The organism is Candidatus Similichlamydia laticola (genome assembly GCF_003339615.1).
GTDB classification, from domain to species: domain Bacteria; phylum Chlamydiota; class Chlamydiia; order Chlamydiales; family Parilichlamydiaceae; genus Similichlamydia; species Similichlamydia laticola.
Map to the genome: position 1 here is coordinate 60,741 of NZ_QQBG01000017.1, position 26,394 is coordinate 87,134.

At 42.8% G+C, this 26,394-nt stretch carries 18 protein-coding genes and 2 tRNA genes; 16 read left to right on the forward strand and 4 right to left on the reverse strand.

From position 1 onward, the window contains the following. Position 1: 1 nt before the first annotated feature. From HAT2_RS02550 to metG, 8 genes are all read left to right on the forward strand, one after another. Positions 2 to 1,372 carry a signal recognition particle receptor subunit alpha gene (locus HAT2_RS02550; RefSeq protein ID WP_114544459.1) on the forward strand — a complete coding sequence of 457 codons (1,371 nt, stop codon included), beginning with the start codon at positions 2 to 4 and terminating at the stop codon, positions 1,370 to 1,372. Next, complete coding sequence (gene rpsP, locus HAT2_RS02555) at positions 1,363 to 1,704, forward strand: 30S ribosomal protein S16 (RefSeq protein WP_114544460.1); 342 nt, start codon at positions 1,363 to 1,365, stop codon at positions 1,702 to 1,704. Before HAT2_RS02550 ends, rpsP begins: the two co-directional genes overlap by 10 nt. A gap of 3 nt (positions 1,705 to 1,707) precedes the next feature. Continuing rightward, entirely contained in the window at positions 1,708 to 2,754 is a 1,047-nt protein-coding gene (gene trmD, locus HAT2_RS02560; protein ID WP_114544461.1) for a tRNA (guanosine(37)-N1)-methyltransferase TrmD, read from the forward strand. A 3-nt stretch (positions 2,755 to 2,757) separates the two neighbouring features. Then, positions 2,758 to 3,147 (forward strand): 50S ribosomal protein L19, encoded by a 390-nt coding sequence (gene rplS / locus HAT2_RS02565; RefSeq protein ID WP_114544462.1) that lies wholly within the window; start codon positions 2,758 to 2,760, stop codon positions 3,145 to 3,147. After that, positions 3,134 to 3,814, forward strand: coding sequence for a ribonuclease HII (locus tag HAT2_RS02570; RefSeq protein ID WP_114544463.1), 681 nt, complete (start codon positions 3,134 to 3,136; stop codon positions 3,812 to 3,814). The genes rplS and HAT2_RS02570 overlap by 14 nt, the downstream gene beginning before the upstream one ends. Positions 3,815 to 3,887: 73 nt before the next feature. Beyond that, positions 3,888 to 4,445 carry a guanylate kinase gene (gmk, locus tag HAT2_RS02575; protein ID WP_181860322.1) on the forward strand — a complete coding sequence of 186 codons (558 nt, stop codon included), beginning with the start codon at positions 3,888 to 3,890 and terminating at the stop codon, positions 4,443 to 4,445. A gap of 33 nt (positions 4,446 to 4,478) precedes the next feature. Then, complete coding sequence (locus HAT2_RS02580; RefSeq protein WP_114544465.1) at positions 4,479 to 4,814, forward strand: hypothetical protein; 336 nt, start codon at positions 4,479 to 4,481, stop codon at positions 4,812 to 4,814. Between the two features lie 26 nt (positions 4,815 to 4,840). After that, positions 4,841 to 6,886 (forward strand): methionine--tRNA ligase, encoded by a 2,046-nt coding sequence (gene metG / locus HAT2_RS02585; RefSeq protein WP_114544466.1) that lies wholly within the window; start codon positions 4,841 to 4,843, stop codon positions 6,884 to 6,886. 131 nt (positions 6,887 to 7,017) lie between these two features. Here metG and HAT2_RS02590 read toward each other — a convergent pair. Continuing rightward, a tRNA-Ile gene (locus HAT2_RS02590) sits at positions 7,018 to 7,091 on the reverse strand. Positions 7,092 to 7,190: 99 nt separating this feature from the next. On the opposite strand from HAT2_RS02590, the gene HAT2_RS02595 reads away from it, so the two are divergent. From HAT2_RS02595 to HAT2_RS02620, 6 genes are read left to right on the forward strand one after another with little or no spacing between them, the layout of a single operon-like run. Further along, positions 7,191 to 8,390 carry a hypothetical protein gene (locus HAT2_RS02595; RefSeq protein WP_114544467.1) on the forward strand — a complete coding sequence of 400 codons (1,200 nt, stop codon included), beginning with the start codon at positions 7,191 to 7,193 and terminating at the stop codon, positions 8,388 to 8,390. A 43-nt stretch (positions 8,391 to 8,433) separates the two neighbouring features. Then, entirely contained in the window at positions 8,434 to 9,381 is a 948-nt protein-coding gene (locus HAT2_RS02600) for an MYG1 family protein (protein WP_181860323.1), read from the forward strand. Next, positions 9,353 to 9,703 carry an HIT domain-containing protein gene (locus HAT2_RS02605; RefSeq protein WP_114544469.1) on the forward strand — a complete coding sequence of 117 codons (351 nt, stop codon included), beginning with the start codon at positions 9,353 to 9,355 and terminating at the stop codon, positions 9,701 to 9,703. The genes HAT2_RS02600 and HAT2_RS02605 overlap by 29 nt, the downstream gene beginning before the upstream one ends. Before the next feature lie 16 nt (positions 9,704 to 9,719). Beyond that, positions 9,720 to 10,943: an aromatic amino acid transport family protein gene (locus tag HAT2_RS02610; protein WP_114544470.1), complete on the forward strand. Its 1,224-nt coding sequence runs from the start codon at positions 9,720 to 9,722 to the stop codon at positions 10,941 to 10,943. Positions 10,944 to 10,960: 17 nt separating this feature from the next. Further along, positions 10,961 to 12,205, forward strand: a complete 1,245-nt coding sequence (locus tag HAT2_RS02615; protein ID WP_181860324.1) for a M24 family metallopeptidase — start codon at positions 10,961 to 10,963, stop codon at positions 12,203 to 12,205. Between the two features lie 10 nt (positions 12,206 to 12,215). After that, a complete protein-coding gene (locus tag HAT2_RS02620) occupies positions 12,216 to 13,619 on the forward strand; it encodes a hypothetical protein (RefSeq protein WP_114544472.1) in 1,404 nt (467 codons plus the stop codon). On the opposite strand, the gene HAT2_RS02625 is transcribed toward HAT2_RS02620, so the two are convergent. Further along, positions 13,616 to 16,444 carry a valine--tRNA ligase gene (locus HAT2_RS02625; protein WP_114544473.1) on the reverse strand — a complete coding sequence of 943 codons (2,829 nt, stop codon included), beginning with the start codon at positions 16,442 to 16,444 and terminating at the stop codon, positions 13,616 to 13,618. The two genes, HAT2_RS02620 and HAT2_RS02625, sit on opposite strands and share 4 nt — an antisense overlap. Before the next feature lie 152 nt (positions 16,445 to 16,596). Here HAT2_RS02625 and HAT2_RS02630 point away from each other — a divergent pair, with 152 nt between their 5' ends. Then, positions 16,597 to 19,365, forward strand: coding sequence for a protein kinase domain-containing protein (locus HAT2_RS02630; RefSeq protein WP_114544474.1), 2,769 nt, complete (start codon positions 16,597 to 16,599; stop codon positions 19,363 to 19,365). Here the strand turns inward: HAT2_RS02630 and uvrA are convergent. Next, positions 19,337 to 24,763, reverse strand: coding sequence for an excinuclease ABC subunit UvrA (uvrA, locus tag HAT2_RS02635; protein ID WP_220253877.1), 5,427 nt, complete (start codon positions 24,761 to 24,763; stop codon positions 19,337 to 19,339). The two genes, HAT2_RS02630 and uvrA, sit on opposite strands and share 29 nt — an antisense overlap. A gap of 90 nt (positions 24,764 to 24,853) precedes the next feature. Between uvrA and pyk the strand changes: the two genes are divergently transcribed. After that, positions 24,854 to 25,909 (forward strand): pyruvate kinase, encoded by a 1,056-nt coding sequence (pyk, locus tag HAT2_RS02640; protein ID WP_114544476.1) that lies wholly within the window; start codon positions 24,854 to 24,856, stop codon positions 25,907 to 25,909. Between the two features lie 344 nt (positions 25,910 to 26,253). Here pyk and HAT2_RS02645 read toward each other — a convergent pair. Continuing rightward, a tRNA-Ser gene (locus HAT2_RS02645) sits at positions 26,254 to 26,338 on the reverse strand. Positions 26,339 to 26,394 lie beyond the last annotated feature (56 nt).

Here is a 26,394-nt window from a genome sequence, read left to right on the forward strand (position 1 = left end):
TATGTTTTCTGTTTTGAAACAGGGATGGAGCAGGCTGCTCCAAGGAATTAAACAAAAGTCTTTTCTTAGTGATTGTGACTCTGAAGATATCTGTGCACAGATGCGTTCTTTACTCCTGGAAGCTGACGTACACCCCTCAGTCATTGACCATCTTCTTTCGAAAATAAAAGAAGGGGCCGCAGAGGCTGTCCAAAGGGGGAAATGGACACCTACTCGTTTCACGGAACTCATTTACGAAGAGGTTGGCCTTTTATTAGGAAAAACAGAAGAGTCTTCTCGGGAGTATTATGCGGAAGAAGCGGAAAACACGCCCTATTTCTCCCCTGTAGAAAATAAGACCTGTGTTTGGTTGTTTTGTGGGTTGCCTGGTCAAGGAAAAACAACGCAAATAGCTAAACTAGCTGCTTTTCTTAGGCAACAAGATGTTTCCTTATCGATTGGTCTAGTTTGTGCGGATTTTAGTCGCCCCATGGCAGGAAAGCAGCTAGAACTTTTAACAAAGGAACTGCATCTTACTCTTTTCTTGGTAGAACCACAGGAGGATCTCGACTCCTTTTTACAACGTGTTCTCAAGCAATCTCGTTTGCAAGGTATACATCTTCTTCTTGTAGATAGTGCCGGTTGTCTCGATACAGACATCACAGCCATGCAGGAGCTAAATCAAATTTGTTCTTTGTTAAATCCGGAAAAAGTTTTTTTTGTTGTGCATGGCGGAAAAGGCCAGTCCGTTTTAGAATCTGGTCTCCGTTTCCACGAAAAGGTCAGATTAACGGGTTTTATCGTGACGATGTTAGATGGGGAGGTCAAAGGGGGCAGTATCCTGTCGATGGTACATCGGGTTGGTGTCCCGATCGTTTTTGAAGGCTTTGGGGAACGCTTAGAGGATTTACGCCTTTTTAACCCTTTGTCAATGGCGGATCGGATTTTGGGCATGGGGGATACGTTTAATTTAAAAAAGAAGCTTAGGGGGCCTTTGCAAGGAGACCAAATTGATGATTTGAAGAAAAGAGCTCTTGAGGGGGAGATTACTTTTCAAGACTATTTGGATCAGTGTCGTGCTTTGAGGAAATGTGGTCCGCTTTCTGCTCTTTTGGCTATGGTCCCTGGCTTTTCTGAGTTGCATTTTGAGGAAAATGATTTTGTTCGCTCAGAGGCAATTATTTGCTCAATGAAGGCTAAAGAGAGGCTCTGTCTGGTTCCGTTCTCAGAGAAGAGTTTGCATCGCATCGCTTCAGGTAGTGGTTGCTCCGTTCAGGAGGTGATGCGTCTTATTCAAAATTTTGAGGCGTTCCGGTCTACTGTTCGCCAAATGGGTTCGTCCTTTGATCTGGACAAGTTAAAAAAAATGATGGGAGGGTTGAAATGGCACTAAAGATTCGGTTGCGACAGCAGGGGCAGAGAAATCGCAAGGTGTATCGATTTGTTGTGGCCGATGCTCGTTGTCCACGTGAGGGTCGTTACATTGAGTGTTTGGGTTGGTACAACCCTTTTGCGGTAGGAAGCCAGCTAGAGTTCGTTTTGTCCGAAGAGAAGACGTTGTATTGGCTGGAGAAAGGGGCACAGCCAACGGAGAGTTTTCTAAACTTTTTAAACAAATCTGCCCCTGCTGCCGTGCAGTTACTCGAGGCAAGACGTTCCTTACGTGCTAGAAAACGTAAAGAGGAGAGGAGGAGATCGGCTACTCGGAGAAAGGCGGGCGCTTAAGAAGTGCTCATTTCCGTCCTTTCGCTTTTTCCAGCTTATTTCGATAGCCCTCTTTCTTGTTCTTTGATTGGTCGTGCGCTTCGAGATGGTCTCTTGTCTGTGAACTTGATCAACTTACGTGATTTTGCTTCACGACGGGGGGGCCGTGTGGATGATCGGCCTTTTGGAGGAGGTCCAGGGATGGTCTTGGACGCACCGACGGTTGTAAGATCCGTGACAGCTTGTTCTTCGCCTTGTACGCGTACGGTCATGCTTTCTCCGGCTGGTAGGCCGTTGAATTCCCGTCTTGTTAAAGAGCTGGCGAAGGAGGAACATCTCCTCTTGCTCTCTGGTCACTACGAGGGGGTGGATGCGCGTGCATTGGACCTCTGCATCGACGAATCCATCTCTGTTGGAGATTTTGTTCTTACGAATGGTTGTCTAGCAGCTCTTGTTGTGATCGATGCAGTGAGTAGATTTTTATTAGGAGTCATTGGGAATGACCTGTCTGCTTGTGAGGACTCTTTTGAGAATTCGATTTTGGATTTTCCACATTATACTCGTCCAAGATCGTACTTAGGATATACGGTTCCTGAAGTGCTTGTTTCTGGTCATCACTATCAGGTTTCTGCCTTCAGAAAGGAAAGAGCGGTGGAAGAAACAAGGAGGATACGTCCGGATCTTTTTCTTTCTGCCTTGGGGAGTAGCTTTAGGGGAAAGCCTTTACTGATTCGCTATGTGGATGTGTCTCTTTCTCTTTTGGTTAATTGGTACAGGGCTTTGGGTTTTGTCCTCTTGGAAACGGAGTATGGCTTACTTGCTTCTGTTGAGCAAATTTCGGTACACTTTGTCAATTCGGGTTTAGCCTGTTTCGAAGAAGAGGCACCATCTCAACTTGTGCGCTATGTGAGTGAACAAGAAAGAACGAGCAGTGAGACTGCTTTGGCAGCTTTGTCTTGGCCTTACGTCGTTTCTCATATTGATAGTGGAAAGGAGACTTTGACCTGTTTGAGGGTCATCGACCCTTCTGGTTTAAACTGGCTAATTGTTTCTGGGTGTTATGGCGGGTGAAGTATGGTAAACAAGTTGCCAAAAGTTTTGGCTTTTGAAGAGCAGTTCAAGCGAAAAGAACCTCTGTGTTCCTTACGTGTCGGTGATTCCGTCACTGTACATATGAAGATCAAAGAGGGTGATAAATCTAGGATTCAGCTCTTCTCTGGCACGTTGATTGGGAAAAGTGGGAGTGGTTTATCTTCTGCTTTCGTGGTCAGGCGTGTCACAATGGGAGAAGGTGTTGAATATAAGTTTTTTGAGCACAGTCCCTTATTAATCAAGGTTGAGGTGACAGGACATGGAGTCAGTCGTCGAGCAAAGTTGAATTTTCTACGTGGGCGAGTTGGGAAGAAAGCACGTCTCAAGCAGATGGTGGGAAGGATCAAGTCTTCTACGGATGAACAAGAGTGAGCTTTCTGTCTTTTCTGAGCATCCAGGTGTCTCTTTCGATTTGTCCTGCCTTGATGGTCGTTCCGAATGGGTTATCGGACTCGACGAAGTCGGAAGAGGGTGTTTAGCTGGGCCGGTGTTAGCTGTAGCGTGCCGCATTCGAATTGCAAATGCACGGCTTTCTGGAGTTAAGGATAGCAAGTTATTAACTGCCCTGCAACGGGAGTTTCTTGTGGAGCAGCTTGCTGCACTTCCTTCTTTGGAATACTCTTACGGAGTCGCTTCTGTCGAGGAGATTGATCAAGTTAACATTGGGAAAGCTTCTCTTCTTGCAATGGAGAGGGCCTTACATGGTCTGGATGTCCGTGATGCTTGTATTTTAGTCGACGGGAAGAGTCTGCCCTATCTTTCCGAGCAGTCTGGACATCTCTCTTTGCGTTCTTATGTCAAGGGAGACTCCCTGTCTTGGACGATTGGGGCTGCCTCGATTTTCGCGAAAGTGAAGAGGGATGCTATAATGTGCGACCTTGAAGGAAGGTGGCCGGGCTATTCTTTTTCGAAAAATAAAGGGTATGGAACCGCAGAACATTTGCTTGCGTTGAAAACGATTGGGGTCAGCCCTGTGCACCGTCGCTCCTTCAAGCCTGTACGGGAAACAATAGCTTTCTTTTCAGGGGCAAAGCTGTGACGCGTTTCCCTTTCTCTTCTGTTGTGTCTTCGAAATGTGTGTAACGGATTTGTTATGTGTGGAGAGATTGGAAATGAAGCGGCAAAAGTTATTCGTTCTTAGTGGGCCTTCTGGGGTAGGTAAGACGACCCTTGTTCAGAATCTGTTGGTGGCAGACACGAGTGTCAAACGATTGGTTACGTGTACAACAAGGGCCCCTCGGTCTAATGAACAGGAGGGCATTGACTATTTTTTCATGTCGCGAGGGAAGTTCCAAGGTCTCATCGACCAGGGGCTTTTGGCTGAGTGGGAAGAAATACATGGGAATTATTATGGGGTCTTGAAGTCACAGATCGACTCCCTGTTTGCGGAAGGGTTGGCACCCATTGCAAATGTTGGTGTTCAAGGGGCTTTTTCTCTATCTGCTCTGTATCCTTGTGTACTTATCTTTCTTGAACCACCCTCTCCTGAGGCCTTAGAGACAAGGCTATTAAAGCGGGGAGAAGAGGATAGGAAAATCATTGAACTTCGTCTTGAAAAAGGGAAGGAGGTCATGACTTTTCGTGATAGGTATGATTATACGATAGTTTGTGATGACCTCACTTCTGCATTTGATCTTCTGCAACAAATTGTTAGAAAGGAACGAGAATAACCGGTTTAACGCAAGGTCATTAGGAGGGCTTTTATGGGCGGATTGATCAAATACACGGAAGATGATTACGAATCATCCTTAACCAATGAGCAGTTGAGTCGTCGGTTTCGTAGCCGTTTCGACTTGGTGCTTTATGCCATTGAGGAGACCCGTAAGGCTATTGTTTCAGGTCGGGGGAAGACAGTTGTGGGCAATCTGCCTTTTGAGGTGTTGAAAGAGCTTGCAGAGAAACCTGAGGAAGAGGTGACGAGTGTTGCACACAGACCACGCCTGAAGGTTCGAAAGATGACAACAACAGAAAAAAGAATTGCTTCCTCTTCTTCCCGTCGACGCAACTGGATGGAAGAGTCTCTTCCCAATCACTCGTAAGAAGCCAATTTTGGAGCTGAGTAAACATGACAGAAAAAAAGGTTTTAGTAACTGCTGCTTTGCCTTATGCAAATGGCACGTTACATTTTGGGCATATGGCTGGTGTCTATCTTCCTGCTGATGTCTTTTCAAGATTCTGTCGTTTTCGTGGAGATGATGTGCTTTTTATCTCCGGTTCGGATGAGTATGGTTTAGCTGTATCTATTTCTGCCGAATTAGCAGGGAGAACGCCCAAAGAGCATGCGCAGATTTATCACGTTTTTAACAAGCGCCTCCTTGATCGTTTTCTGATTTCAATGGATCATTTCTCTAGGACGACGAACCCTTATCATGCTGAATTGGTCTCCTCTTTTTTTTTGAAGCTTGTTGAGAATGGGTTCATTGAGGCCACAACGGGAGACCACCTCTATTCGCCTAAAGAAGAGCGTTTTTTAGCTGATCGTTATGTACAAGGTCGTTGCCCTCTTTGTGGTTTTCAGGAAGCTCGGGGCGATGAATGCACTAAATGTGGTTCATCGTATGAGGCGACTTCTTTGCTTAATCCTGTTTCAAAAATCAATGGAGAACGTCTTGAAAAAAGAGCTTCGACACATTATTTCCTAAGACTAGATGCCTTACAGGAGCAAATTAAGAAGTGGCTCCAAAAAAAGGAGGAGTGGAAACCTTCTGTGATGAATTTTCTTCTTTCTTCTGTGGATGAGCTTAGGCCACGCGCTATTACGCGGGATACGAGCTGGGGGGTTCCTGTCCCCAATTGTCCTCAGTTTTCTGATCACAACTTTTCTCAAAAAGTTTTCTATGTTTGGTTTGATGCTCCTTTAGGCTATATTTCTGCATCTATTGAGTGGGCCGTACAGCAAGGAGACGAAAGCCTATGGAGGACCTTCTGGGAAGACCAGAATGTGCGTTACATTCAATTTCTTGGGAAGGACAACGTGACTTTTCACGGCCTTATGTTTCCAGGCATGTTGTTGGGCGAGGGCGGTAGCTATAAGATGGTCGATAGTTTGCAGGTGAATCAGTTTTATACAATGGAGGGACAGAAGATTAGCAAAACAGATGGGGTTCATGTCGATTTGGAGGCTGTCTTAGACCGTTACGATGTAGAGCAACTTAGGTACATGTTTGCTTCTACTGCTCCAGAGTTGTCTGACTCTGATTTTCGCTGGAAAGACTTTCAAAACAAGTGCAATACTGATCTTGTTGGAAAGCTAGGAAATTTTGTAAACCGTACTTTGACGATTGTCCATAGAGAATGTGGGGGACTTGTTCCAGAAGTATACGGTTTTGCAGAAGAGGATGAGTTGGCCTTAGGAAAAGCAAAAGTTCTTTTAGAAGAGATGAGCGAGTGCTATGACACGTGTCGTCTCAGGAGAGCGACTCAAGTTCTTATGGAGTGTGCCCATGTTGCCAATGCCTACTTCGATACAGCACAACCTTGGAAGTTGATTGAGGACTCTCATCAGACCACTCGATTGCACACCGTCTTATTTTGTTGTTTAGAATTTATTCGCCTTTTGGCTATTGGCTCCTATCCTCTTCTTCCTGAAGCAGCAGAGAAGATGTGGGCTATGGTCGGAGGAAGTGGAAGTCTCGGAGAAAAGACTTGGAAAGAGAGAGCCGAACAATCTGTTTTCACTGGTTCGAAGTGTGCTGCTTCTCAGATTCTGTTCAAAAAGGTAGCCGATGAACAAATTGAGGCCGAATTGGATCAGATGACTTCAGATACGGATCCTATAGAGAAGCGTGAAATGGTGACTCTAGAAGAATTCCAGCGTTTGGATTTACGGGTAGGGAAGATTCTAGAAGCAAACTTAGTTCCACGTTCTTCAAAGTTAATTCTTTTGCGTGTGGATCTTGGTACGGAGATCGTGCCAATTCTCTCCGGAATTGCTCAGCACTGTTCACCAGAAAGCCTACTTCAGAAGAAGGTTGTTGTTTTGACTAATCTTAAGCCCATTCGTCTAATGGGAATCGAGAGCAAGGGCATGATCCTTGCTATGGATCTAGAGGGCAGTGGGATTGAGCTTCTTACTGTTTGCGAAGCTGCCGTTGGTTCTAAAGTGCAATAGGACATCTACCTTCACGACTTTCTCTCTCTGGGAGCCGATTCGTGGGCTGCAAAAGTCCCTGTACTGATCTGGTTTTTTTCTGTAAATAATCTAGAGAAGCACTTCTTTCCACAAAAACTGCGGCTAAAAGATAGGGCAACCAGGACTTGAACCTGGGACCGGCGGTTTATAAGTCCGCTGCTCTAACCGACTGAGCTATTGCCCCGCATGTCAGGGGCATTGTAATGCATTGGATGACCAGGATGCAATGTGTCGATTATAAGTCGTTTTTCTTACACACTCGATTCCAGGAGAATTGTCGTTCATGGTCCGATGTTTGATCTATCCTCTTATCGTGTCACTTTCTAGGGAGCCTCTCACGATCTTTTTAAGTCTTGTTCCTTTGATTTTAGTTCGAGACTTTGGCGCCTCTCCCCAAGACCTTGCTTGGTTGACCTTTCTCAAGACGATGACCCCCTTTATTGGTTTTATTGGGTCTTCTTTCTGTTCTGCTTATACTTCGCACCCTGCTTTGCTTATGGCCGCTATTGGGCTGATTGCGCGTTTACCCTTTTTGTTTCTCTTACTTCTTCAGCCTACACCTCCGATTGTTCTGCTCGCGATGACCGTCTATTTTTCTTGTATGAAAATGACACTCCCCTTTTGGGTTGAGACTCTTCATGTCTTGTACCAAGAGAGAAGATTTGAATGCTGGTCTCTTTTACAATCTTATGGCTATCTCATGGGCATCCTTTTAGGACCTTTTCTTGGCTGGATTTTGGATCAAGGTTTTTTGTCTTTCACTTCTCTGCTTGCCTTTCTCACTATTTTTTCTTTACTAAGCCTCTTTTTACAGGTCTGTGTGATTCGAGAAGACCTGCTTGCCAAACATTTTGTCAAGGCCAAGCCAGCTCCGTTTTGTCTTAGAAAGCTTTTTCAACTGTTTTTCGTTACGCCTTCCCTGATACGATTTCATATTGTCTTCTTTACTGTAGGGTGTGGCGTGCTCCTTTTACACATGGCTGTACCTCTTTTTTTGGCTCCTTTCAAAGAGACTTTGCCCTACACAAAGCTGTGGACAATTTCTCTATGGAGTAAGGCAGTAGGAGGTTTTTGTATCTCTTTTTGGGGGTGTAAATTTATTGGAAAGAATCTTTTCCCTTCTCTCTGCTTTATTATTATTTTGGCTCTGTTGCAGCTAGCTTTTTTGCACTGTTTAGTTCGCTCTCAAGGTCGTTCCTTGGTTTGTCTTATCTTGTCTTTTTTATGTGATGGCATGACTGTTTCGGGCAGCAATTTGATTTGGGATCTCTCTCCTACCGTTTTCAGTCGGGATGCAACGAGTCGTCGCTATACCCAGTTGAATTTACTCATGGTTGGACTGCGTAGTTTAGTTATCCCTTTACTGACCAAGTTTTTACTATCTCATAATGAGTACGCCTTCTGGATAGGAGTTATTTTTTCTTTATACTGTGTTGGTCTCATATTAAGTATGATCCCTTCCTGTCGGCATTCCTCTTCCTAAAGAGGTTTTTTAGCTTGGGAAGGATAAGCGTTGGAGAATGCAGATGGAGCAGGATGTAATCCTTCGCAGCGTGGGCACGCACGACGGGACGTTTCATGCTGATGAGGTGACGGCGTGTGCCCTTTTGTTGTTTTGTGATTGTGTTGATCGACAAAATCTTTTCAGAACAAGAGATCCACGCGTTTTAGAAAGATGTGAGTATGTGTGTGACGTAGGAGGCATCTTCGACCCAGATAAAAAAAGGTTCGATCACCATCAGATCGATTATACGGGGGATTTCAGTAGTTGTGGTATGGTTTTGGAGTTTCTTGAAAGGAAAGGTTATTTTTCTTCCTATCAAGCGAAGTCTCTGAGAGACAAATTCGTCAAAGGCATCGATGATGATGACTGCGGACGATACAAGAACGAGGTCGGTGTTTCAACTTTTTCAATGGTTGTTTCAAGTTATAATGATTTAGAGCCCTTTGACCAGGAAAAGCAGACGGTTGCTTTTAATGAAGCTTTGGAATTCTGCTTGGGTTACTTACACAGGTTTTTTCGTAGGCAAGATTATGTGCTTTCTTGTTTTGATCTAGTAAAAGAAAAGTTAGAGTCGAGCTCTTTAGCTCTTGTTTTTGATAAACATGTCCCTTGGATGGAAAATTTTTTTCTTGCAGGTGGAGAGCGCCATCCTGCTTTGTTCTTGGTCATGCCTTCTCATGATGGATGGCACCTACGAGCTATTCCCCAATCGAAGGAAAATACTATGATTTCCAGGAGGCTACTGCCACAGGCATGGGCAGGGTTATTAGAAAAAGACTTTGAAAGAGAGTCGGGGCTTACTGGAGGGGTGTTCTGTCATAAGGGGCGTTTCCTTTCTGTCTGGAAATGCAAAGAGGATGCTTTGCGTGCTTTAGAGTTTGTTTTAAAATTAGAGAACGATGACACCGTTCGTGATCGAACGGGTGATCATAAAGGAAAGAATGAAAACTGTTTTTCAGAAAATTATTGAGGGTGAATTACCTGCTGAAAAAATTCTAGAGACAGAACAGTTACTTGTCATTAAGGATATTGCCCCTGTTTCTTCGCACCACTTCCTCATCATTCCTAAAAAGTTTTATGTGACTTTAGATGACCTTCCAGATGAAGAATTAGCTATTTCGGTAGAGATTTTTCGCGTGGCAAAGAAACTAGCTAAAATATTCTCCTTGGAAGGACATTATCGTTTGATACTCAATGTTGGTGCTCAAGGGGGACAATCCGTGTTTCACCTTCATGTTCATTTTATTGGAGGGGATCTTTTAGAGGGGCAATCTATCTTACAAACCCATTAGATAGCTATGGAAAATTATGTTTTCTAAGAGATGTTTTTTTCATTTGAGAGAATGCTTTAAAGAGTGTCTTTTTAACCGTGAATTTTGGAATGCCTCCCTACTCGTCATTGGGACATGTGTGGGAGGTGGTATTACGATACTGCCTTCTGTGATGGCAGAACAGGGTTGCTTGATTGGTCTGGCAACTTTGACTTTGTCTGCTCTTTTTGCAATGGTATCCTCCCTTCTTCTCTTAGAGATTTTTTCCTTTGTAAAGGAACCAACACATTTCTTTTCTCTTTTTGAAAAAAATCTACCTAGAGGATTACATACGGTAGCCATCTTGATCTATACGTTTATTTGTCTAGCCTCCATTGTCGCTTATATTTCTGGTATCGCAAGTCAGCTTATATTTTTGTATTTCCCTAGCCACGTCTGGAGTTGTCTCTTTGTCACTTTCTTAGGCCTTTTTTTGCTCAATCTTCCCAGAAAGATTTTAATGCAAATTAATGCTCATTTGGTCCGGCTCTTATTTATCTGTTTTTTCTTCCTATTGCTTTACATGGTAGGATTATTTAATTGGAGGTCTATCTCTTGGATCAGGAGAGAGGGAGCTCTTCTTACTTCTCTACCCATTTGTTTGACCTCCTTTAGTCATCAGATGATTATTCCCTCTTTGCAAATGTCTTGTCATAAATCCCTTTTAAAGCCAGCTATCTGTTTTGGGATCTTTATGACTTGGTTCATCTATGTTTGTTGGATTCTTTTTTCTTTTGGGACCCTCCCTCTTGAAGGACCGAACAGCTTAACTGAGAGTTACCAGGGCAGCATACCCATTACAATTTCCCTAACACATTTACTAAATTCTGATCTTTTATCACTCTTGTCGACTGTATTCAGTATACTGGTTTTGTTTACCTCCTTTATTGGGGTCTCGCTTGCTTTTCTTGATTTCTTCACGGAGTCTTTGTCTCAAAGCTCTCCCTTTCAGAAGAGAGTTAGAGAGCTTTCGTCTATTGTTTTGTTACCTTCTTGCCTTTTCGCGTGCTTTATTCCCAAAATATTCCTTTATGCTTTAGATCTATCTGGGGGTATCGGGGATGCAAGTTTGTATGGCCTTTTACCAGCTTATTTGGTTTTTTCTGGGGCAAAAAGAGGTCTTTTTACTATGAACCTTTTGCATTGGACTAAAGCTTTCTTTCTTTTTCTCGTAGGTTCCATTTCTCTAGGATTAGAGTTCAAGTATTTGTTTTTTGGATAACTTGAAATGAGGTGCTTGTGTCAGATATTTCTCCTTTCGAGGGTAAAATATTGCAAGCGCAATTACTCTTACGAGAGGCCTTTTTAGATGGTTGGTTGCTTTGTTCTTACAAGGACCAGAACGCCTTTTTGGCACAATTGCTCAGTCCAGAATTTAGGCTTCAGACTGAGTTTCCTGTCTTTTTGTGGATTCCTAGCCATGGGCCTGGGGTCTTTTGTTTGCATGAACGGGATCAAGCCTGCCATTCTCTTCCCGGAGAAGTGAGAACGTATCACTCTTGGAAAGAGAGAGCCAAGCTTCTAGCAAAGCTTTTAGAACAAGCTGTGCGTATCGCTTCGGAGTTCTCCTTTAAATCCTTTGTTCCAGAAATCTCTTTCCTGGATGCGGGTACATATACACTTATCAAAAGTTTCGGTGTGGATCTCGTTTCCAGTGAAGATCTTGTATCTGAACTCTTCCTCACTTGGGATCAAGAAGAGTTAAATCGACATCTTTTTGCAGCTTCTGTGCTCGAACAGCTCTGTTCCCATCTTCCCAGAAAAATTAGGGAAAGTCTCTGTTCTGAACAACTCTTGGATGAGCTCTCTCTTAAAAACTATATTCTTGCTGTTTTGGAATCTTCAGATTGTTTCACTGAGATTCCTCCTAAAGTTTTGGTAAACGAACGCTCAGCTCGTCCTTGGGCCCTGACTATTGAATCAAATGCAATTTCCTGGGGAGATTATGTCCTAGTCGATTTGGCCTGCCGAAAAAACGAAGAGGGGGCTCCTTATGCTACTCTGTCGAGATGCTTTTTCCTGGGTGACTCCCCAGATGCTTTTTTATACGATACTTTCTTCTTAGCCAGGAGAGCACAACAGGCTGCTCTCCATTTTATGGAAGAAAGAAGACGGGATGCCCACTCCTTTTTAGGGTGGGAAGTCGATCGTATCGCTAGAGATTTTATTCATTTAGCTGGTTTGGAATCTTCTTTCCGTTGCCCTTTAGGTCATAGTCTGGGAAAGCACTCCTATAGAGTTGGTCCTTCTTTAGATGATCTTTATGTCCATGATACGAGGATGATTGTGCCGCGGACCTGTTTCTGTTTGGGGCCTTTCCTTTCTGTAGAAGGTCGATTTGGTATCGATGTCAAAACAAGTGTCTACTTTTCAAGTGATGGTACTTTCTTCTTAACGACAGGGGAACAAGCAGAGCTGTATACTTTTACTGAGTCTCGGGAAGCTCGGATTCCAATGCAATCATCGAAAATAGTCTCCTATTAGAGCTTTTTAAATGAGAGACGAACTCTTATCTTTGGCCTATAAACGATGGAAGCTGCGACAGATCGCTTTTGATCTTCCTACTTTGCGTATCGAGAAGCTGACCAAATTGGCTTGTCGATCTGAATATTGTTCCTGGTTACCGGACGAGGTTGTTTTACATATTCAAAATTCAGAAGAGGCCTTCAGCTTAGCTGAATCACTCGCTTACTTAGGTAAGTGTTCTAAAGTTCTTGTTCGAACTTTACAGCCTGCTTTTTGCCTTCGTATTTTAGAATTGTCTGAAGAGGAGTTTCTTTATTATCATCAGCTTTCTGATCTTCTAAGAGAACGCTTGGCAGTATCTTATGCTCTGAAAACTCTCTCCTTGGGCTACAATGCTCTTCTTCTCCGGTCGAAAGCGAAGTTTTTTCAAGGCTACCTTTTATCTTGTTTGAGGGAAATCTCTTCTAAAGCACGATTGTCTTGCGTCCAATTTGGTCTTGATATAACTGATTTTACTCAAGAAGATCGGCACGACTTAGTAGCTATACTTTCTGAGCCTTCTGTCGATTTCTTTTTCCATGCCCATGTTGAGAGCCTTTTTGGCGATAACGAATCTTTGCTTCCCCAAGAAGCCTTGTTAGAAGGGGTAATCTGGTTACGTACTATTGTTCAAGTACATGTCATCATCATTGTACAAACATCATCCGAAATGGTGTGGTCTGAGTCATCTTTGGTTCATCTTCTTTCCGTTTTTCCAGAGAGGTCTTTATTAGCTTTCGAAGCGTATTTACCAGTTTTTTCTACACAAGAGCACCCCATTTGGTCCTTGTTACAACAAGATTTGATCGGGGGCAAACTGCCTATTTTACCTATTTTTCAAGGCGGTTCTCTCCCTTATGGACAGGGAATATGGCCTATTTTTCCAGGATTGCATTGGGATCCCCTACTACGTTTGGCCAAGCAGTTACAGTTTCCGGCTATATGTGTTTTCTCCGATCATTTCCCATCAGGAAATGGCTTTCTAGCTTGTTCTCTTTGGTGTTTAGGTCAAGCTTGTTGGACAGATTGGCCTCTATTTTCTCTCTACTCTTATTGGCTGCATTTCCATTTTCCAGAGTGGAATTTGCCTGTGGAGTGGGCACAACTCGTCCACGCCCTCGCTAGAACAGCTATGACAATTCTGGAAAAACCGGCAGAAAAGGAATGGGTCGTGGCTACTCTTGAAAGGATTCGAGAGCATGAGGTCGAAGACCTTAAACTGAAAACGTACCTCAGCTCATTCATTGAAGACATTCATTTTCTGCTTCAAACAGATGGCTCCTTCGAGGGAAAAAAATGGAAGCTTTTGCATCGGCAGAAAAAGACTTTTCAAAGCATCTCTCCCTTCTCGATTTATGCTCTCATCTTATCTGAAAACGGCATGCACTATTAGTTAAATCTTTTTTTAAGAATCTGTTTTTGATCTTCCAAACGCGAGAGAGTGTCTAATTGCTTGTTCAGGACAGAACGGGGAGCCTTTTCGATAAAATGGGGATCATTTGTCAAAAGACGTAAACGCCCCACTTCTCTCTCTATGATGCGTAGCTCTTTTTCAAGTCGTTTTTTTTCTTCAGGATTGATCTCTGAAAGAACTAAGTGGAGAAGACTTCTCCCTAAAAGGGCTGTCGTGGTCTTTTGATCAGGGGAAGGAGCTCCATAGATGAGAGAGGCTGTCTTGATCATAGAACAGATGATCCGACTTGTTTCTTCTTTGTTTTCCTCCCAACAGTCTAGGAAAAGAGGCACCTCTTCAGAAGGATGTAGCTTAGCTTCTGCTCTTAGTTTCCGAATCGACCGAACAACTTCGCGTATTCTTTCGAAAGAACTTTCGGTGTCAGGTTCGACAAAATCAGCCTCAAAGCTAGGATATTCGGTTAGAAGGCAACTGGCTTGACATAGAGCTTTTTCGTTCTGCTCAAAGAGAAGACACTTCTCTCCTAAAGGGTATAAGGTCTCTTTTGTTAACAACATCGCCTCCCGAATCTCCTTTAAGAGTTCTTCTGTGATGAAGGGAGTAAACGGATGTTGAAGTCGAAGAACAGCTATAAAAAGATGAATGATGAGCCCGCGCTTAAGCTGTCTTTCTTGAGTAGTGCCTTGTTTTTGATACAGGAAAGGCTTAGCCAATTCGATGTAATAGTCACAGAAGTCGTCCCAAAAGAATGTGGAAAGAGCATGTAAGGCACTCAAGAACTCATAACGGGTGAGAGAGTCGTAGACCTTTTGAACCGTGCGAGACCATCTTGATAAAATCCAACGGTCTTCTAAAAGAAAGGCTTCGGGATTACACCTTGGAAGAGCAGGGGAAGCAGGAACATCTGAAATGATCTTCAAAACGAAACGAGCAGCGTGCCACAATTTGTTCGTGAAGTGGCGATATTCTTCAAATTTACGATAGTCCAAGTCAAGTTGTTTCGACTCACTGATAAGAGAAATCAAGGCAATACGCATGGCATCCGTACCATATTCTTCAGCAAGCTCAAGGGGATCCATGATGTTGCCTTTTGATTTGCTCATTTTCTCCCATTTGACCTGGATGTCTTGAGGTATGGGTTCTATCCCCGTCTCATAAGCCTTTCTTTCCTTCCCAACGATATAGCTTATGTGTCCTTCAGATTCCTTCCAGTAGCTTTTTGCGTAGATAAGACCATGAAGGTAGATGTCCTGAAATGGCCATTGCTTTGTTAAAAATTTGCAGACGACCAACATGCGGGTAACCCAAAAGAAAAGAATATCAAATCCTGTTTCACACAATTGGTTAGGGTAGAATTTAGCAAACTCGTCTTGCTCTTGTGGCCAGCCTAACGTTGTCATGGGCCAAAGAGCAGAAGAGAACCATGTATCTAATACATCCTCATCCTGTTCCCAAGACTCAGGGTTGAGAACAACTTCTTCTGGTTGTGAATCTGAACAGATCCATTCATCTGTACCTTTCTTATACCAAACAGGAATACGATGCCCCCACCATAATTGCCGACTGATGCACCAATCACGTAGGTTGCGTACCCAGTGTTTATAAGTCGACTCCCATTGACCTTCTGGCAGGAGCTTGATCTCTCCTTTCTCTAAGGCTTCTTCTAACTCATCAGTAAAAGCACTTAAGCGAAAAAACCATTGCTTGGATAGAATGGGTTCTATAGGCATTCCAGACCGGTAGGATACCCCGATACGGTGGGTATGTTTCTGCTTGTCAAGGAGAAAGCTCTCTTCGTCAAGACGCTGGATCATTCTCTCTCTCGCTTCTGCGATCGTGAGGCCCGTCATGTCTCCCGAATCTTGTAATCTTCCAGATGCGTCGAGAATTAAGAGCATGGGGAGCTTGTGATCCAGTCCTATCTGGTAGTCTAGTGGATCATGCCCAGGAGTAATCTTAACGGCACCCGTTCCGAATTCCATTAATACTCTGCTATCGGCAAGAATAGGAATCTCTCGTCCTACGATGGGTATTTTCGCGGTCTTTCCGATCAAATGAGAATAGCGTGGGTCTTCTGGATGAACAGCAATTGCGACATCTCCCCACATTGTCTCTGGACGAGTTGTTGCGATGGGTATCGTTGTTTCATCGACGGGGTAAGCAATCGAGACAAGGACAGTTGTTCGTTCTTCATAGGTAACTTCATCGTCTGATAAAGCAGTTCCCGTGCCGAAGTCCCAATTAACCAAATAATTTCCTTTATAAATGAACCCTTTGTCCACAGCCCTCTTAAAGGCCGTTCGGACAGCTTGATTGGCTGAAGAGTCCATGGAAAACGTAAATTTTTTCCAAGTTAAAAAGCAGCCCAATCTTTTGAGCTGCTCCACGATGCGCTGTTGATTCCGTTCTGACCAAGACTGCAATTTGCTTAGAGCTTCCAAGCGTCCTAAACTCTGTAGAGAGCGCCCTTCTTCGCTTCGGATTGTTCGGTCTACAACACTTTGTGTTGCAATTCCAGCATGATCTGCCCCAGGGATCCAAACCACTTCGTATCCAAGCATTTTTTTAAATCGAGCAATAAGATCTTGGATCGTCGTGGTCAAGGCATGTCCCATGTGAAGGGATCCTGTAACATTGGGAGGAGGGAGAAGGAGACAGAAGGGGCCTTTTTTTGAAGGAGTGTGAGTATGTTCTGAAGAGCTGGCGATTTCTGACCAAAGAGTTAACCATTCCTTCTCAAGCTTTGTATGGTCATAATGTTTTGAGCATACCTTTTCTAGTTGACTTGATGTTTCACTCTGCATTTTGGCCACCTAAATTGATTGGCGTCTTCTCAGGGCGAGGATAGCATATGCTCAATTTCGCATCTTGATGCGAGTGTTTCCCTCTCTATTATAAACTCTGCGGTCCTGTTTATATCGGGACTTAATTTCTTGTCTGGACGGAGCGCGATCGAATGGGTGAAAGCTGTAATGATCAACAGACATATTTCAATCGATATCAATTAATTAGACTCTTAGCTAAAGGCGGAATGGGAGAAGTTTATGAGGCATTTGATCCTGTTTTAGGAAGAAAAGTAGCCCTAAAACGTATTCGATCTGATTTATCGGACCGATCGCATATGCGAAGTAGGTTCTTACGGGAGAGGACAATCTTGGCAGGGTTTTCTCATGCTTCGATCATTCCTATTTTTGAAGTCGGAGAAGAGTCTGGAATGCCCTACTACACGATGCCCCTGGTTACTGGGTCTAACTTTAAGGAGCATATTCGGACCCATCGTCACTGTCGTAACCTAGCAAGTATTAGTGACCTATTACGTCTTTTTTTGGATGTCTGTCATGGTATCGCTTATGTTCATCAAACGGGCATTTTGCACAGAGATATTAAAGCAGAGAACATCATGCTCTCCTCTTCTGGACAGGTTGTCATCATCGATTGGGGATTAGCCTGTCCTATCCAGAAAGGAGACAAAACCTCTGGAGCCTATGCAGATGCACTTCTAGAAAACAGTGTGACTTGTTTAGGAAAATGTCCAGGAACTTTGAACTATATCGCTCCTGAGAGGCTCTTTCAACAAGCTACGGAAAGAAGCGATATTTATAGCCTAGGTGTTCTTTTCTACTTTATCTTAACCGGTTCTTTGCCTTTTTCTAGGAAACGGGTCCGGGAGTTCAAGAAGAAATGGAAGAATGAGTTTTGGGAGGATCCAAGAAAGATTGTATCAGAATTTGATATCCCTGATGTCTTGATGCGCATTGTTCAAAAAACTCTATCTAAGGATGTCGAGTCGAGGTACCATTCTGTTATGGACTTGATTGAAGATTTACACCTCTTTTTTGAAGGGATTACGGGAAGCCTTCTCATTCAAGAACTTTCTCCTAAGCGCAAAGTGGACTGGGAGCTTTTTAAAGAAAACTTGTCTCTCCATGAGTTTGACCAACGTCTTCCGGATAAACTTGTAAAGGGTTTTTTAGCGAAGAAATCTCTTAAAACGACTTTTCGTATAGAGATGGATTGGGATCAGACAAGCAATGCGTACGGTTTTGGAATTGCTTTCGATTTACTTGAGCCGGAGAAAGGCAAATGTTCTTTTTCAAGTGGCTGTTTCTTATGGCTCTCTTTCAAAAGTGTTATGCCAAGCTTTTTGTATCATCGTGGCATGATCTTGTTTGAAATTCCAGGGGCCGATTTTTCCGAAAGCAACAAAGGAAAACTAGTCATTGAGGTAGACGATTCTCATATTCACTTTTCTTTAGGAAAAGGAGATAGAAGTTCTTACCCTAAAATTTTTCCTTCTATGGGTTCCCGATTTGGTTTTGTTTGTGATAGTCGGGAAATTGCAATGCGCTCTTTTCGGGTTTATTCCAATGACCTTATGTTGAGGCAAAGTTGCCTAAAGGTTCCTGATTCTTTGTTACGTAGTGGTGCACATGATGAAGCCTTAGAAGAGTATCGGAGAATTCGTGGGGTGTTGGTTGGGTATGATGAAGCGCAGGAGGCTCACTTCAAATCTGGTTTGGTTTTACTGAATCGTTATATGCAGAGCAAGTTTGAATATCCAGAGGAGTCGGGCTCTCTTTATCAACAGATTTGGGACACATTCGACTCTCTACGTGGTAATGATTTTTTGCTCAAGCATTGGATTGGTAAAGCCTTCCTTTATCGGCTTTCTGGAGATCCCTTTGAAGAAGCTAATTGCTTGGAGTTTGCCTATCATCTTTTAAAGAAGCCAAATGATCAATTTGTTTTTGAATGTCTTTGTTTAGCTCGAGCTGCACAAGTTCTAATTGAGGAAGAGCCAATTCGTGCTCGCTTTTTGCTCATGATTTCCAGAAATTTTCCAGAACGTCTTCTAAGAGAAGACTTTCAGAAGAGTATGATGGAACTAAGACAAAAGTCACTTTGCTTGCCTTTTTTTGATCCATTTCCTTGGGAAGCCATCAACAGAAGGGAACTCAGTTTTCGGCAAACGGTGGAGCTTTCTTCTATTCTTCGTGACTCTGTTTCTATTTCTGTACTCTTAGAAAAATATCGGTTTGACTCCTTTTTGACAGCTGACGGAATCTTTTGTGCTTTGTACGGGTTATTAATTTTAGGAGAGGCAGAACCGACTCTTCAATTTATTCAGGGCCTTGATGAAGAATTCTTAGAACAAAAGTTTTGTTCTGTCTCTTTGAAGAAGGTTCTTGCTCTCTATACACATTTCAGTTCATGTAACTGGGATCAGTTTTTCGGGATCTTCTCCAATGATCCTTCTTTACTGCATTGCCCAAGATTTTTTTTCCATTTCACAAGTCTCCTTGCCCTTTCCTTGATGGGACATGACCGATCTTCTTTTAGATGCCATTGGACTCGTTCTATTTGGATACAAAAAAACTTCTACTATTATTTTTTGATTTATAAACCTGTTTTTATTCAATGTCCTAATTTGTTTATACGGGTGTGTGATCTGTTGAGAAGAACCAACATTGATCTTCCAGAAAATGGCTTTTTCTCTCTCTTCTCCTTCCTTTTGACAAGGGAAAAGGGCGCCTCCTTGTCCCGTGTTCTTCCGGTTCATTCTGCTCAGGACTGGAAGGTAAAAGTCGTGGATCGCTATATACAGTTTTTTGAAAATTCTCAGGATCAATCTACTGTTTTAGCACAGCAGCTTGAGTACAGCGGCTCATCACGTACTAATAGAGTCAGCGCTTTGTTTAGTTTGTTTTCACGGAAAGAGAGCTAACTTCTCCATCAGCAGACGCTTCTACATGAATCGTCCAATGTGCTTGATTGATAAGTTCTTCGTGACATGTTGCGCAAATCAGAGTATGTCCTTTTTCCAAAAGTGCAGCAAAGAAGCGAAGAACAGCTGTTCTATTAGATGGATGTAAGCTCTGGAGAGGATCATCCAAAAGAAGAATAGAAGGCTCGGACAAGTCACTTAAATAAAGGAATAATTTCAACCTTTGTAGTTCTCCTTTTGAAAGATTCCGAATTTCTTGTCCAAGCAGAAGATGACTCAAACCCAAGCTATCAAGCTGTTGACAAAGAGACAGGAGCTGGGAATCTTCTTGAAAAAAAAAGAGAACCTCTCGAAGCGAAAGAGAGAACAGGTCTTTGTATTTTTTTTCCTTATATTCGATTTCGAGGCTTAAGGGATTCAAGCCCATTCCTTGACAGGTCGAACAACTAATAGAGGCATTAGGAAGAAATTTAAAAGATAAGTCGAGTTGACCAACACCTGAACAAGAGGGACACATGCCCAAGCGGGAATTGGGGTTAAAATGTGCTGGTGTTAGGCCGAATGCTTTAGCTTGACTGGTATGAGAGAAAATGTGACGCAAATGCTCTCCTAATTTTATGGTGGAAAGGAGATTCGATCTAGGCCCAAAAGAGAGGGGATTTTCACTGACCAAAATGGGTGGCAAGATTGCTGCTTCATCACGAGACTTAAAGTGAGAGAGAAGTTCATTAAGTAGAAGAGATTTGCCTGCACCGGATTTTCCAACGACAACCGTGAGATGCCGTATAGGTATTTTAACATTTGACTTTCTAAAACGTTTTTCTTCTTGTAGCTCTACTTCTGTCCACTGCTCAAATAGGGGAGAGGAGAGGATAAACTGCTCTTTGTCTTTCTTTGATAAGATTTTAGATGGATGATCTACTGCAAGGATTGTGTTGCCTTTTTTCGTTTGATCAAATTGGAGGATAGTGTCCACCTTTTCTAAAATTTCTGGATGTTGCTCAATCATTAACAAAGTGTTTTCTGTACTTTTTAGCTCAAGAAGAAGTGGGAGAAGCAGCCGACAATCGTCTTGATGTAGTCCTAAAGATGGCTCTTCCAGCACATAAAGAATATTAGTGAGATCATTTCCAATTTGCTCGGCTAAGCAGATGCGTTGTCTTTCCCCTAAACTCATCGCGTGAAAGCATCTATGAAGAGGTAAATACCCCACACCGATACGTGTGAGCAAATTGATCAGGAAAATTATTTTCTTAATGAGTTTGGGCAGCTTTGAGTCCGAAATACTATCCAAATTGAGCTTGGAAAGGAAGTGTCCAATCTCAACAATAGGGCGAGAGCAGAGCTCATGAATAGGGATACCTTCAAGGAGAACATGGCTCCCAAGAGGGGCTAATCGACTACCATGACAGGCAAGGCATGTTGTTTGTTTTCCTTGTTTTCGCTTCGTACTCTTTTTTCTTTTTTCTAGCTTTTCAAGAAAAAGGGCCCGGACCCCGTTCCATCTAATATGAATGTCTTTTTCTTTATCCAGGGAATAGCTTTGACCTCCCTGCCATAACCATTGTTTTTGCTTATCGTTTAAAGAACAAATAAGCTGCTCCCATTCGATATTTCCCTCTTTACACATCTGCTCAAGAAGTGGATTCAGTGCACTGTGAATCCCAATGTGAGATTGTAGCCATAGTCTAACGGAAAGGTGAGGTTTGGAGAAGGGGTTGTCCAAAACGAGCTCTTCTTTAACTCCTAATCCTTTACAATGCGGGCATTGGCCATCAGGATGGTTAAAGGAAAATGTTTTAGGAGAAATCTTTGGATACATTTTACCCGTTTCTGGGACACAAAAACCGAGGTAAAATGTAAGGATTTTTTGTTCTTCTACACGAATAACAAGAATATTTTTTGTTATTTCTGTTGCTCGTTCTATGGCGTTAAGCCATCGCTTCTTAGATGTATCTCCGATTTTTAATCGATCAATAACAAGCTGTATGTCGTGGTTTTTATTTTCTAATTTATCCAAAAGAGGATAGGACATTTCGGTCCTCTCTCCATCTAAGATAATTTGGCTAAATCCCTCTTGAAAGAGTTGTTTCAAGCGTGTCATAACACGATTTGTGCAAGAGCTCTTCAGAGGAGCTAAGATTTCAATTCTAGTCCCTTGAGGAAGAGTATCCATTTCTAGGATGATATTTTCGGGGATAACAAAGGAAATTTGCTTCCTCGTAAGAGGACAATAAGGAGTCCCTATGCGGGCATAGAGTACTCTCAGAAAATCGTAAATTTGTGTATTTGTACCTATTGTCGAACGAGGATTAACTATTTTGTTTCTTCTTGAGACGTGAACAGCAGGTAAAAGACCGCAAGACCCTTTAAGAGAGGGTTTTGTGTACTTCTCAATAGACTGACGCAAATAGGGGGCAAGAGACTCAACATAATGTCTTTGTCCTTCTGCGTAAACAGTTTGAACAGCAAAAGAGTGTTTTCCCGATCCTGAAGGGCCGTAACAGGCTATCATAGTTTGATGGTTTAAGCTGATCCAAGGGATCTGGAGGCCATTTTGAGAGACTCCAGTTAAAATGATTTTTTGTTCTTCTTCAGAGACAGCTTTAGGAGATGGTTGCACTTTTTGTCGAAGAGCTTCTCCTGTAGGTGAACCTGATGCCTGAATCTGTTCAGGAGTCCCTTGAACGATAATTTTTCCACCTTTTTTCCCTCCCCCTTCACCGAGCTCAATAATCCAATCTGTTTGTTTGAGAACATGTGTGTTATGTTCGATCACTAGTACGGTGTGTCCTTGGTCCACAAGTTGATTTAACACCTTCAGTAAAGCCGTGATGTCTTTTGGATGTAATCCTGTGGTTGGTTCGTCTAAGATGTAGAGTTTTTTCTTATAGGTGCGTTTTGTTAGTTCTCTGGCTAATTTAATGCGCTGTGCCTCTCCTCCAGATAATTTGGGAGCAGGTTGTCCTAACTTAAGATAGCCTAGACAGATTTGTTGTAAAATTTCTAAGGGTTTATAAATTTTTGGAAAGGCAGAGAAAAAATGAGCCGCTTCGTCCACAGTCATGTTCAGAACATCTGCGATATTCTTTCGTTTAAATGTGATGGAGAGAGTCTGCTCGTCGAAGCCTAAACCTTTGCAATAAGTGCAGGTAATAGCTTCGAAAGCTCCTTGATCAAGAGGTAGTTCCGTGTAACCGAGACCATGACAGACAGAGCAGCTTCCCTCTTTTACATTGAAACTAAAACGTCCAGGTTCAAAGCCAAGAGAGAGACTTTCAGGTAGAGAACTAAAAAAGTTTCTAATTTCATCGAACACCTTGATATAGGTCGCAGGATTTGAACGCGCTATTCTTCCAATAGGTTCTTGGTCGATGACAACAACCTGTTCAACAGCAGATAGATCCGTTTGTTTAAGCTTACAAGGAACTCCTTTAAAAAAGAGCTTCATTTCAGGGATCAAGATGTCATGTACTAATGTCGATTTTCCAGACCCTGAGACTCCTGCGAAAGCCACAAGGACACCTAGGGGCAGCCGCAGGTCAAGAGAAAAAATATTACGCTTAGATACTTTTTCAAGTACGATCCACTCCTTAGGAGTACGGCGGGTGGTACGAAGAGAGTCTGTTTGTAGAAATTTTCCAGTTGCAGATTGTTTATTTAATAGTTCTAGGGGACTACCTTGAAAGACGATGGTTCCTCCCTTTTCTCCTCCCTCTGGACCAAATTCTACGACGTGGTCTGCTGAGAGAATGGTCGTTTCATCATGTTCGACAACAATGACTGTATTTTTGTGATCTCTTAATCTGTGAAATCCGTAGATTAATTTGTGAATGTCTTGTGGATGAAGCCCAATAGATGGTTCGTCAAAAATATAGGTCATGCCAGATAAGCCTGAGCCAACTTGTCCTGCTAGTCGACAACGTTGTAATTCACCACCTGAAAGAGAGCGAGCAGATTGCCCAAGGGTCAAATAGTCGAGTCCAATTCCAGACAAGAAGTGTAAACGCTGTTGAACTTGTTCCGAGATATCTTGTAAGAAAATTTGAAGTGGACCCTTCCAGATTTCTTTAGAAAAAAATTCAATTAGTTCGGAAACACTCATCTGATTGATTTCAAGAAACGTCTTATTGTTCAATCGTGCGGCTCTTGGATATTCTTTCAAACGTGATCCGAGACAAGAAGGGCATGTTTGTTCTGTTAGAAAAGACGCCCACTTGCTTTTACTTTTTTTTGTAGGTTGGTAGCGATTCCAGGCCTGTGTGAAAACACCTTCCCACACGATAGTTTCTTCCCATCTTTTTTTATGGATAGGGTGCTCAAAAACGACTTTTAAAGAAGGGTGTCCATAAAGGAAGGCCTCTTTTGCTTCTTGAGACAAAGAAAACCATGGTTGATCTAAATGCAAGCCAACCTCGCGTTCTAAGGCGCGATAAATGGCTTCAGAAGGAAAGGAGGAGCATGAATGGGCTAATAAGCAGCAATGGTTTTTAATCGATTGGCTAGGGTCAAGGACTGCATCGAGATTCCAGTCTTGAACAAAACCTAAGCCTTGGCATCGCTCGCACATGCCATGAATGGAGTTGAAAGAGAAGTGTTGTGCATGCAGTTTAGGAAAGGACTCGTGTGTCGTTTTGGAATAAAAAGCTAGTGAGAAAATATGTTCCTTTTTTGAATCTTCTGAGCAAAGAATACAAACTCCTTGTCCAATTTCTAAAGCTTTCATTGTGCTTTCTACTAGCCTTTCTTTACTGAAAAAATGTCCAGGACGGAAGCGATCGACACATAAGTCTAACTGGTTAAAATGATTCGCTTTAAGGGGTGGAGGATAAAATACAGAAGTTACTTTTCCGTTTAATCGAATGTAATGAAATCCCTTTTTTGCGCTGAGAGTGAGTTCTTCTTTTAGGTTACTTCTTTTTTTTGTATAGGGAGCACAGAGAACGTAGTTTTGATCCCCTGAAGAAAGGATCGTTTGTATTTGATCAATGATTTGCGCAGGGTCTTGTTGCTCCAAAGGTTTCCCTGAAAGAGGACAGTGGGGTACAGCAGCATGCATAAAGAGCACTTGTAGGTAATGAGAGAGTTCTGTCAAAGTACCGACGGTAGAACGTTGATGTTGCCAGTGGGTGCGTTGACTGGTAGCTATGGCCGGAGTAAGGCCTTCAATCGAATCGCATACGGCCGTATCCGGCATCTGGATGAGCTGTTTTGCTTGAGGGGATATAGCGTGAATGTAAGAGATCTGTCCCTTGGGAAACAAGGTTTCGTAGGCCATGGAAGATTTTCCAGAGCCAGATGGACCACAAAAGACTATAAAATGGTTTTTGGGAAGTTCGAGATCAATACCTTTGAGCGTGTTCGTGCGTGCATTCTTAATTCGGATGAAGGAAGGCATGGGTAGAGGCATTCTATTTTTCTTTTTGATGAACCGGCAATCCTCGCACAAAATCTAAAAAATAACATCTACCCGTGTGTCTTTTAGGCGATGTCTGATTTGAAAATTATTTGTACGTTGGGGCCAAAATCATCTTGCTTCGATGTTCTTCAGGATATGATTCAAGCTACCATGGATATGGTGCGTATCAACACGGCCCATGGTGAGGTGTATGAGCATCTCTCCCGTTTGGCTCTTTTAGGGCGAGTGGAAAAAAAGTTAGGCAAGGTCATTAAGAGATTGCTTGACTTGAAGGGTATAGATTTAAGACTCGGAGCCTTTGAAGGTGCCTTTCCTCTAGAAAGAGGTGACTTGATTTGGCTTGTTCCCGAAGGAGAGGCGTGTCCGGAGAAAAATCTTTTTGCTTTTTCTCATCCTCATCTCTTGAAAGAAGTCTCCGTAGGAGAGTGTCTTCGCTTAGACAGTGGTTGTCTCACGACAGAAGTCAAGAGTGTTGATACAGACCGTGTGCAGATCGAGGTAAAAAATCGTTGGGTTCTAAAAGAAAAAAAGGGTGTTACTCTTCCTTCTTTTTCTGGCACAGAAGGCTTAGAATTGACAGTAGCCGATCTAAGAGCACTGACTGTTTGTTCCAAGGAAAGAATAGATTGGATTGCTCTTTCTTTTGTGAATCATCCTAATCAAGTAAGGGAGTTGAAGAGTTTTCTCAGAAGAGAAGGGCAGAGTCACATTAAGATTATGTCTAAAATCGAAACAGAGACTGGCTTAAATCGTCTTCAGGCTATTTTATCCGAGTCAGATGCGGTCATGTTTGCTCGAGGAGATCTGGGCGCACAGCTCGAAATAGAACGGCTTCCTCGTTTACAAAAAGAATTTTTTGCTCTTGCCTGTCAGAATCGTCTTCCCGCTGTTCTAGCGACGCAACTCTTACCTTCTATGTGTGCGCGGCCTATTCCCAATCGTTCTGAAGTGACAGATGTTTTTAATGGTGTATTGGATGGTGCAAGTGGTCTGATGCTTTCAGAAGAAAGCGCTGTAGGAGATTTTCCCGTTGAAACGGTGACTTTGATGCGTAAGCTAATAAAAGAAAGTACAAGCTTCGCCCTTCATCATTCCCTCTCTCTTGCTAAAACAGTTTTAGATTAATTCGGATTGAACCTTCCTTAGCAGGACTTTGTCTATTTGGCTGATAGATAAGAGAACGAGTTGCCAAACTTGCTTTTCTTCAGACCTACACGATTTGAGCTGAATAGCAAGGTGATCAAAAACAAATGGCTAGATTGCGTGAAGCTGTTATCAAGAAAAGAGGAGACTGGTGAAAAGTGGCTTGCTTTGGGCTTTGTGATAAACAGCGTTATAGACACTGCTTGCAGATGTTGCGTGCCGGCAGAAGGTAAATAGGGAACATCAAGAGAGGCACCCTTGTATCTGAAGGGAAACAATCGCGTCTATAATAAAAACACAAAAGATACAGACATGCTGTTGTGCTTCGGAAGAGGAGGGATTCGAACCCCCGGTGGGTTTCCCCACTTCTGTTTTCAAGACAGATGCAATCGGCCACTCTGCCACTCTTCCAGGCGAAGGATTGTAGGACGTTTCGCTGCTCTGGTCAACATAAGGTCGTGTATCGT

Coding starts and splice junctions, on each gene's coding strand:
- HAT2_RS02610 (WP_114544470.1), top strand. CDS start 9,720: ATGTTTTCTAAGAGATGTTTTTTTCATTTGAGAGAATGCTTTAAAGAG.
- HAT2_RS02600 (WP_181860323.1), top strand. CDS start 8,434: ATGGAGCAGGATGTAATCCTTCGCAGCGTGGGCACGCACGACGGGACG.
- HAT2_RS02620 (WP_114544472.1), top strand. CDS start 12,216: ATGAGAGACGAACTCTTATCTTTGGCCTATAAACGATGGAAGCTGCGA.
- rpsP (WP_114544460.1), top strand. CDS start 1,363: ATGGCACTAAAGATTCGGTTGCGACAGCAGGGGCAGAGAAATCGCAAG.
- HAT2_RS02595 (WP_114544467.1), top strand. CDS start 7,191: ATGGTCCGATGTTTGATCTATCCTCTTATCGTGTCACTTTCTAGGGAG.
- uvrA (WP_220253877.1), bottom strand. CDS start 24,763: ATGCCTTCCTTCATCCGAATTAAGAATGCACGCACGAACACGCTCAAA.
- HAT2_RS02550 (WP_114544459.1), top strand. CDS start 2: ATGTTTTCTGTTTTGAAACAGGGATGGAGCAGGCTGCTCCAAGGAATT.
- HAT2_RS02630 (WP_114544474.1), top strand. CDS start 16,597: ATGGGTGAAAGCTGTAATGATCAACAGACATATTTCAATCGATATCAA.
- HAT2_RS02625 (WP_114544473.1), bottom strand. CDS start 16,444: ATGCAGAGTGAAACATCAAGTCAACTAGAAAAGGTATGCTCAAAACAT.
- HAT2_RS02570 (WP_114544463.1), top strand. CDS start 3,134: ATGAACAAGAGTGAGCTTTCTGTCTTTTCTGAGCATCCAGGTGTCTCT.
- gmk (WP_181860322.1), top strand. CDS start 3,888: ATGAAGCGGCAAAAGTTATTCGTTCTTAGTGGGCCTTCTGGGGTAGGT.
- pyk (WP_114544476.1), top strand. CDS start 24,854: ATGTCTGATTTGAAAATTATTTGTACGTTGGGGCCAAAATCATCTTGC.
- metG (WP_114544466.1), top strand. CDS start 4,841: ATGACAGAAAAAAAGGTTTTAGTAACTGCTGCTTTGCCTTATGCAAAT.
- rplS (WP_114544462.1), top strand. CDS start 2,758: ATGGTAAACAAGTTGCCAAAAGTTTTGGCTTTTGAAGAGCAGTTCAAG.
- HAT2_RS02580 (WP_114544465.1), top strand. CDS start 4,479: ATGGGCGGATTGATCAAATACACGGAAGATGATTACGAATCATCCTTA.
- HAT2_RS02605 (WP_114544469.1), top strand. CDS start 9,353: ATGAAAACTGTTTTTCAGAAAATTATTGAGGGTGAATTACCTGCTGAA.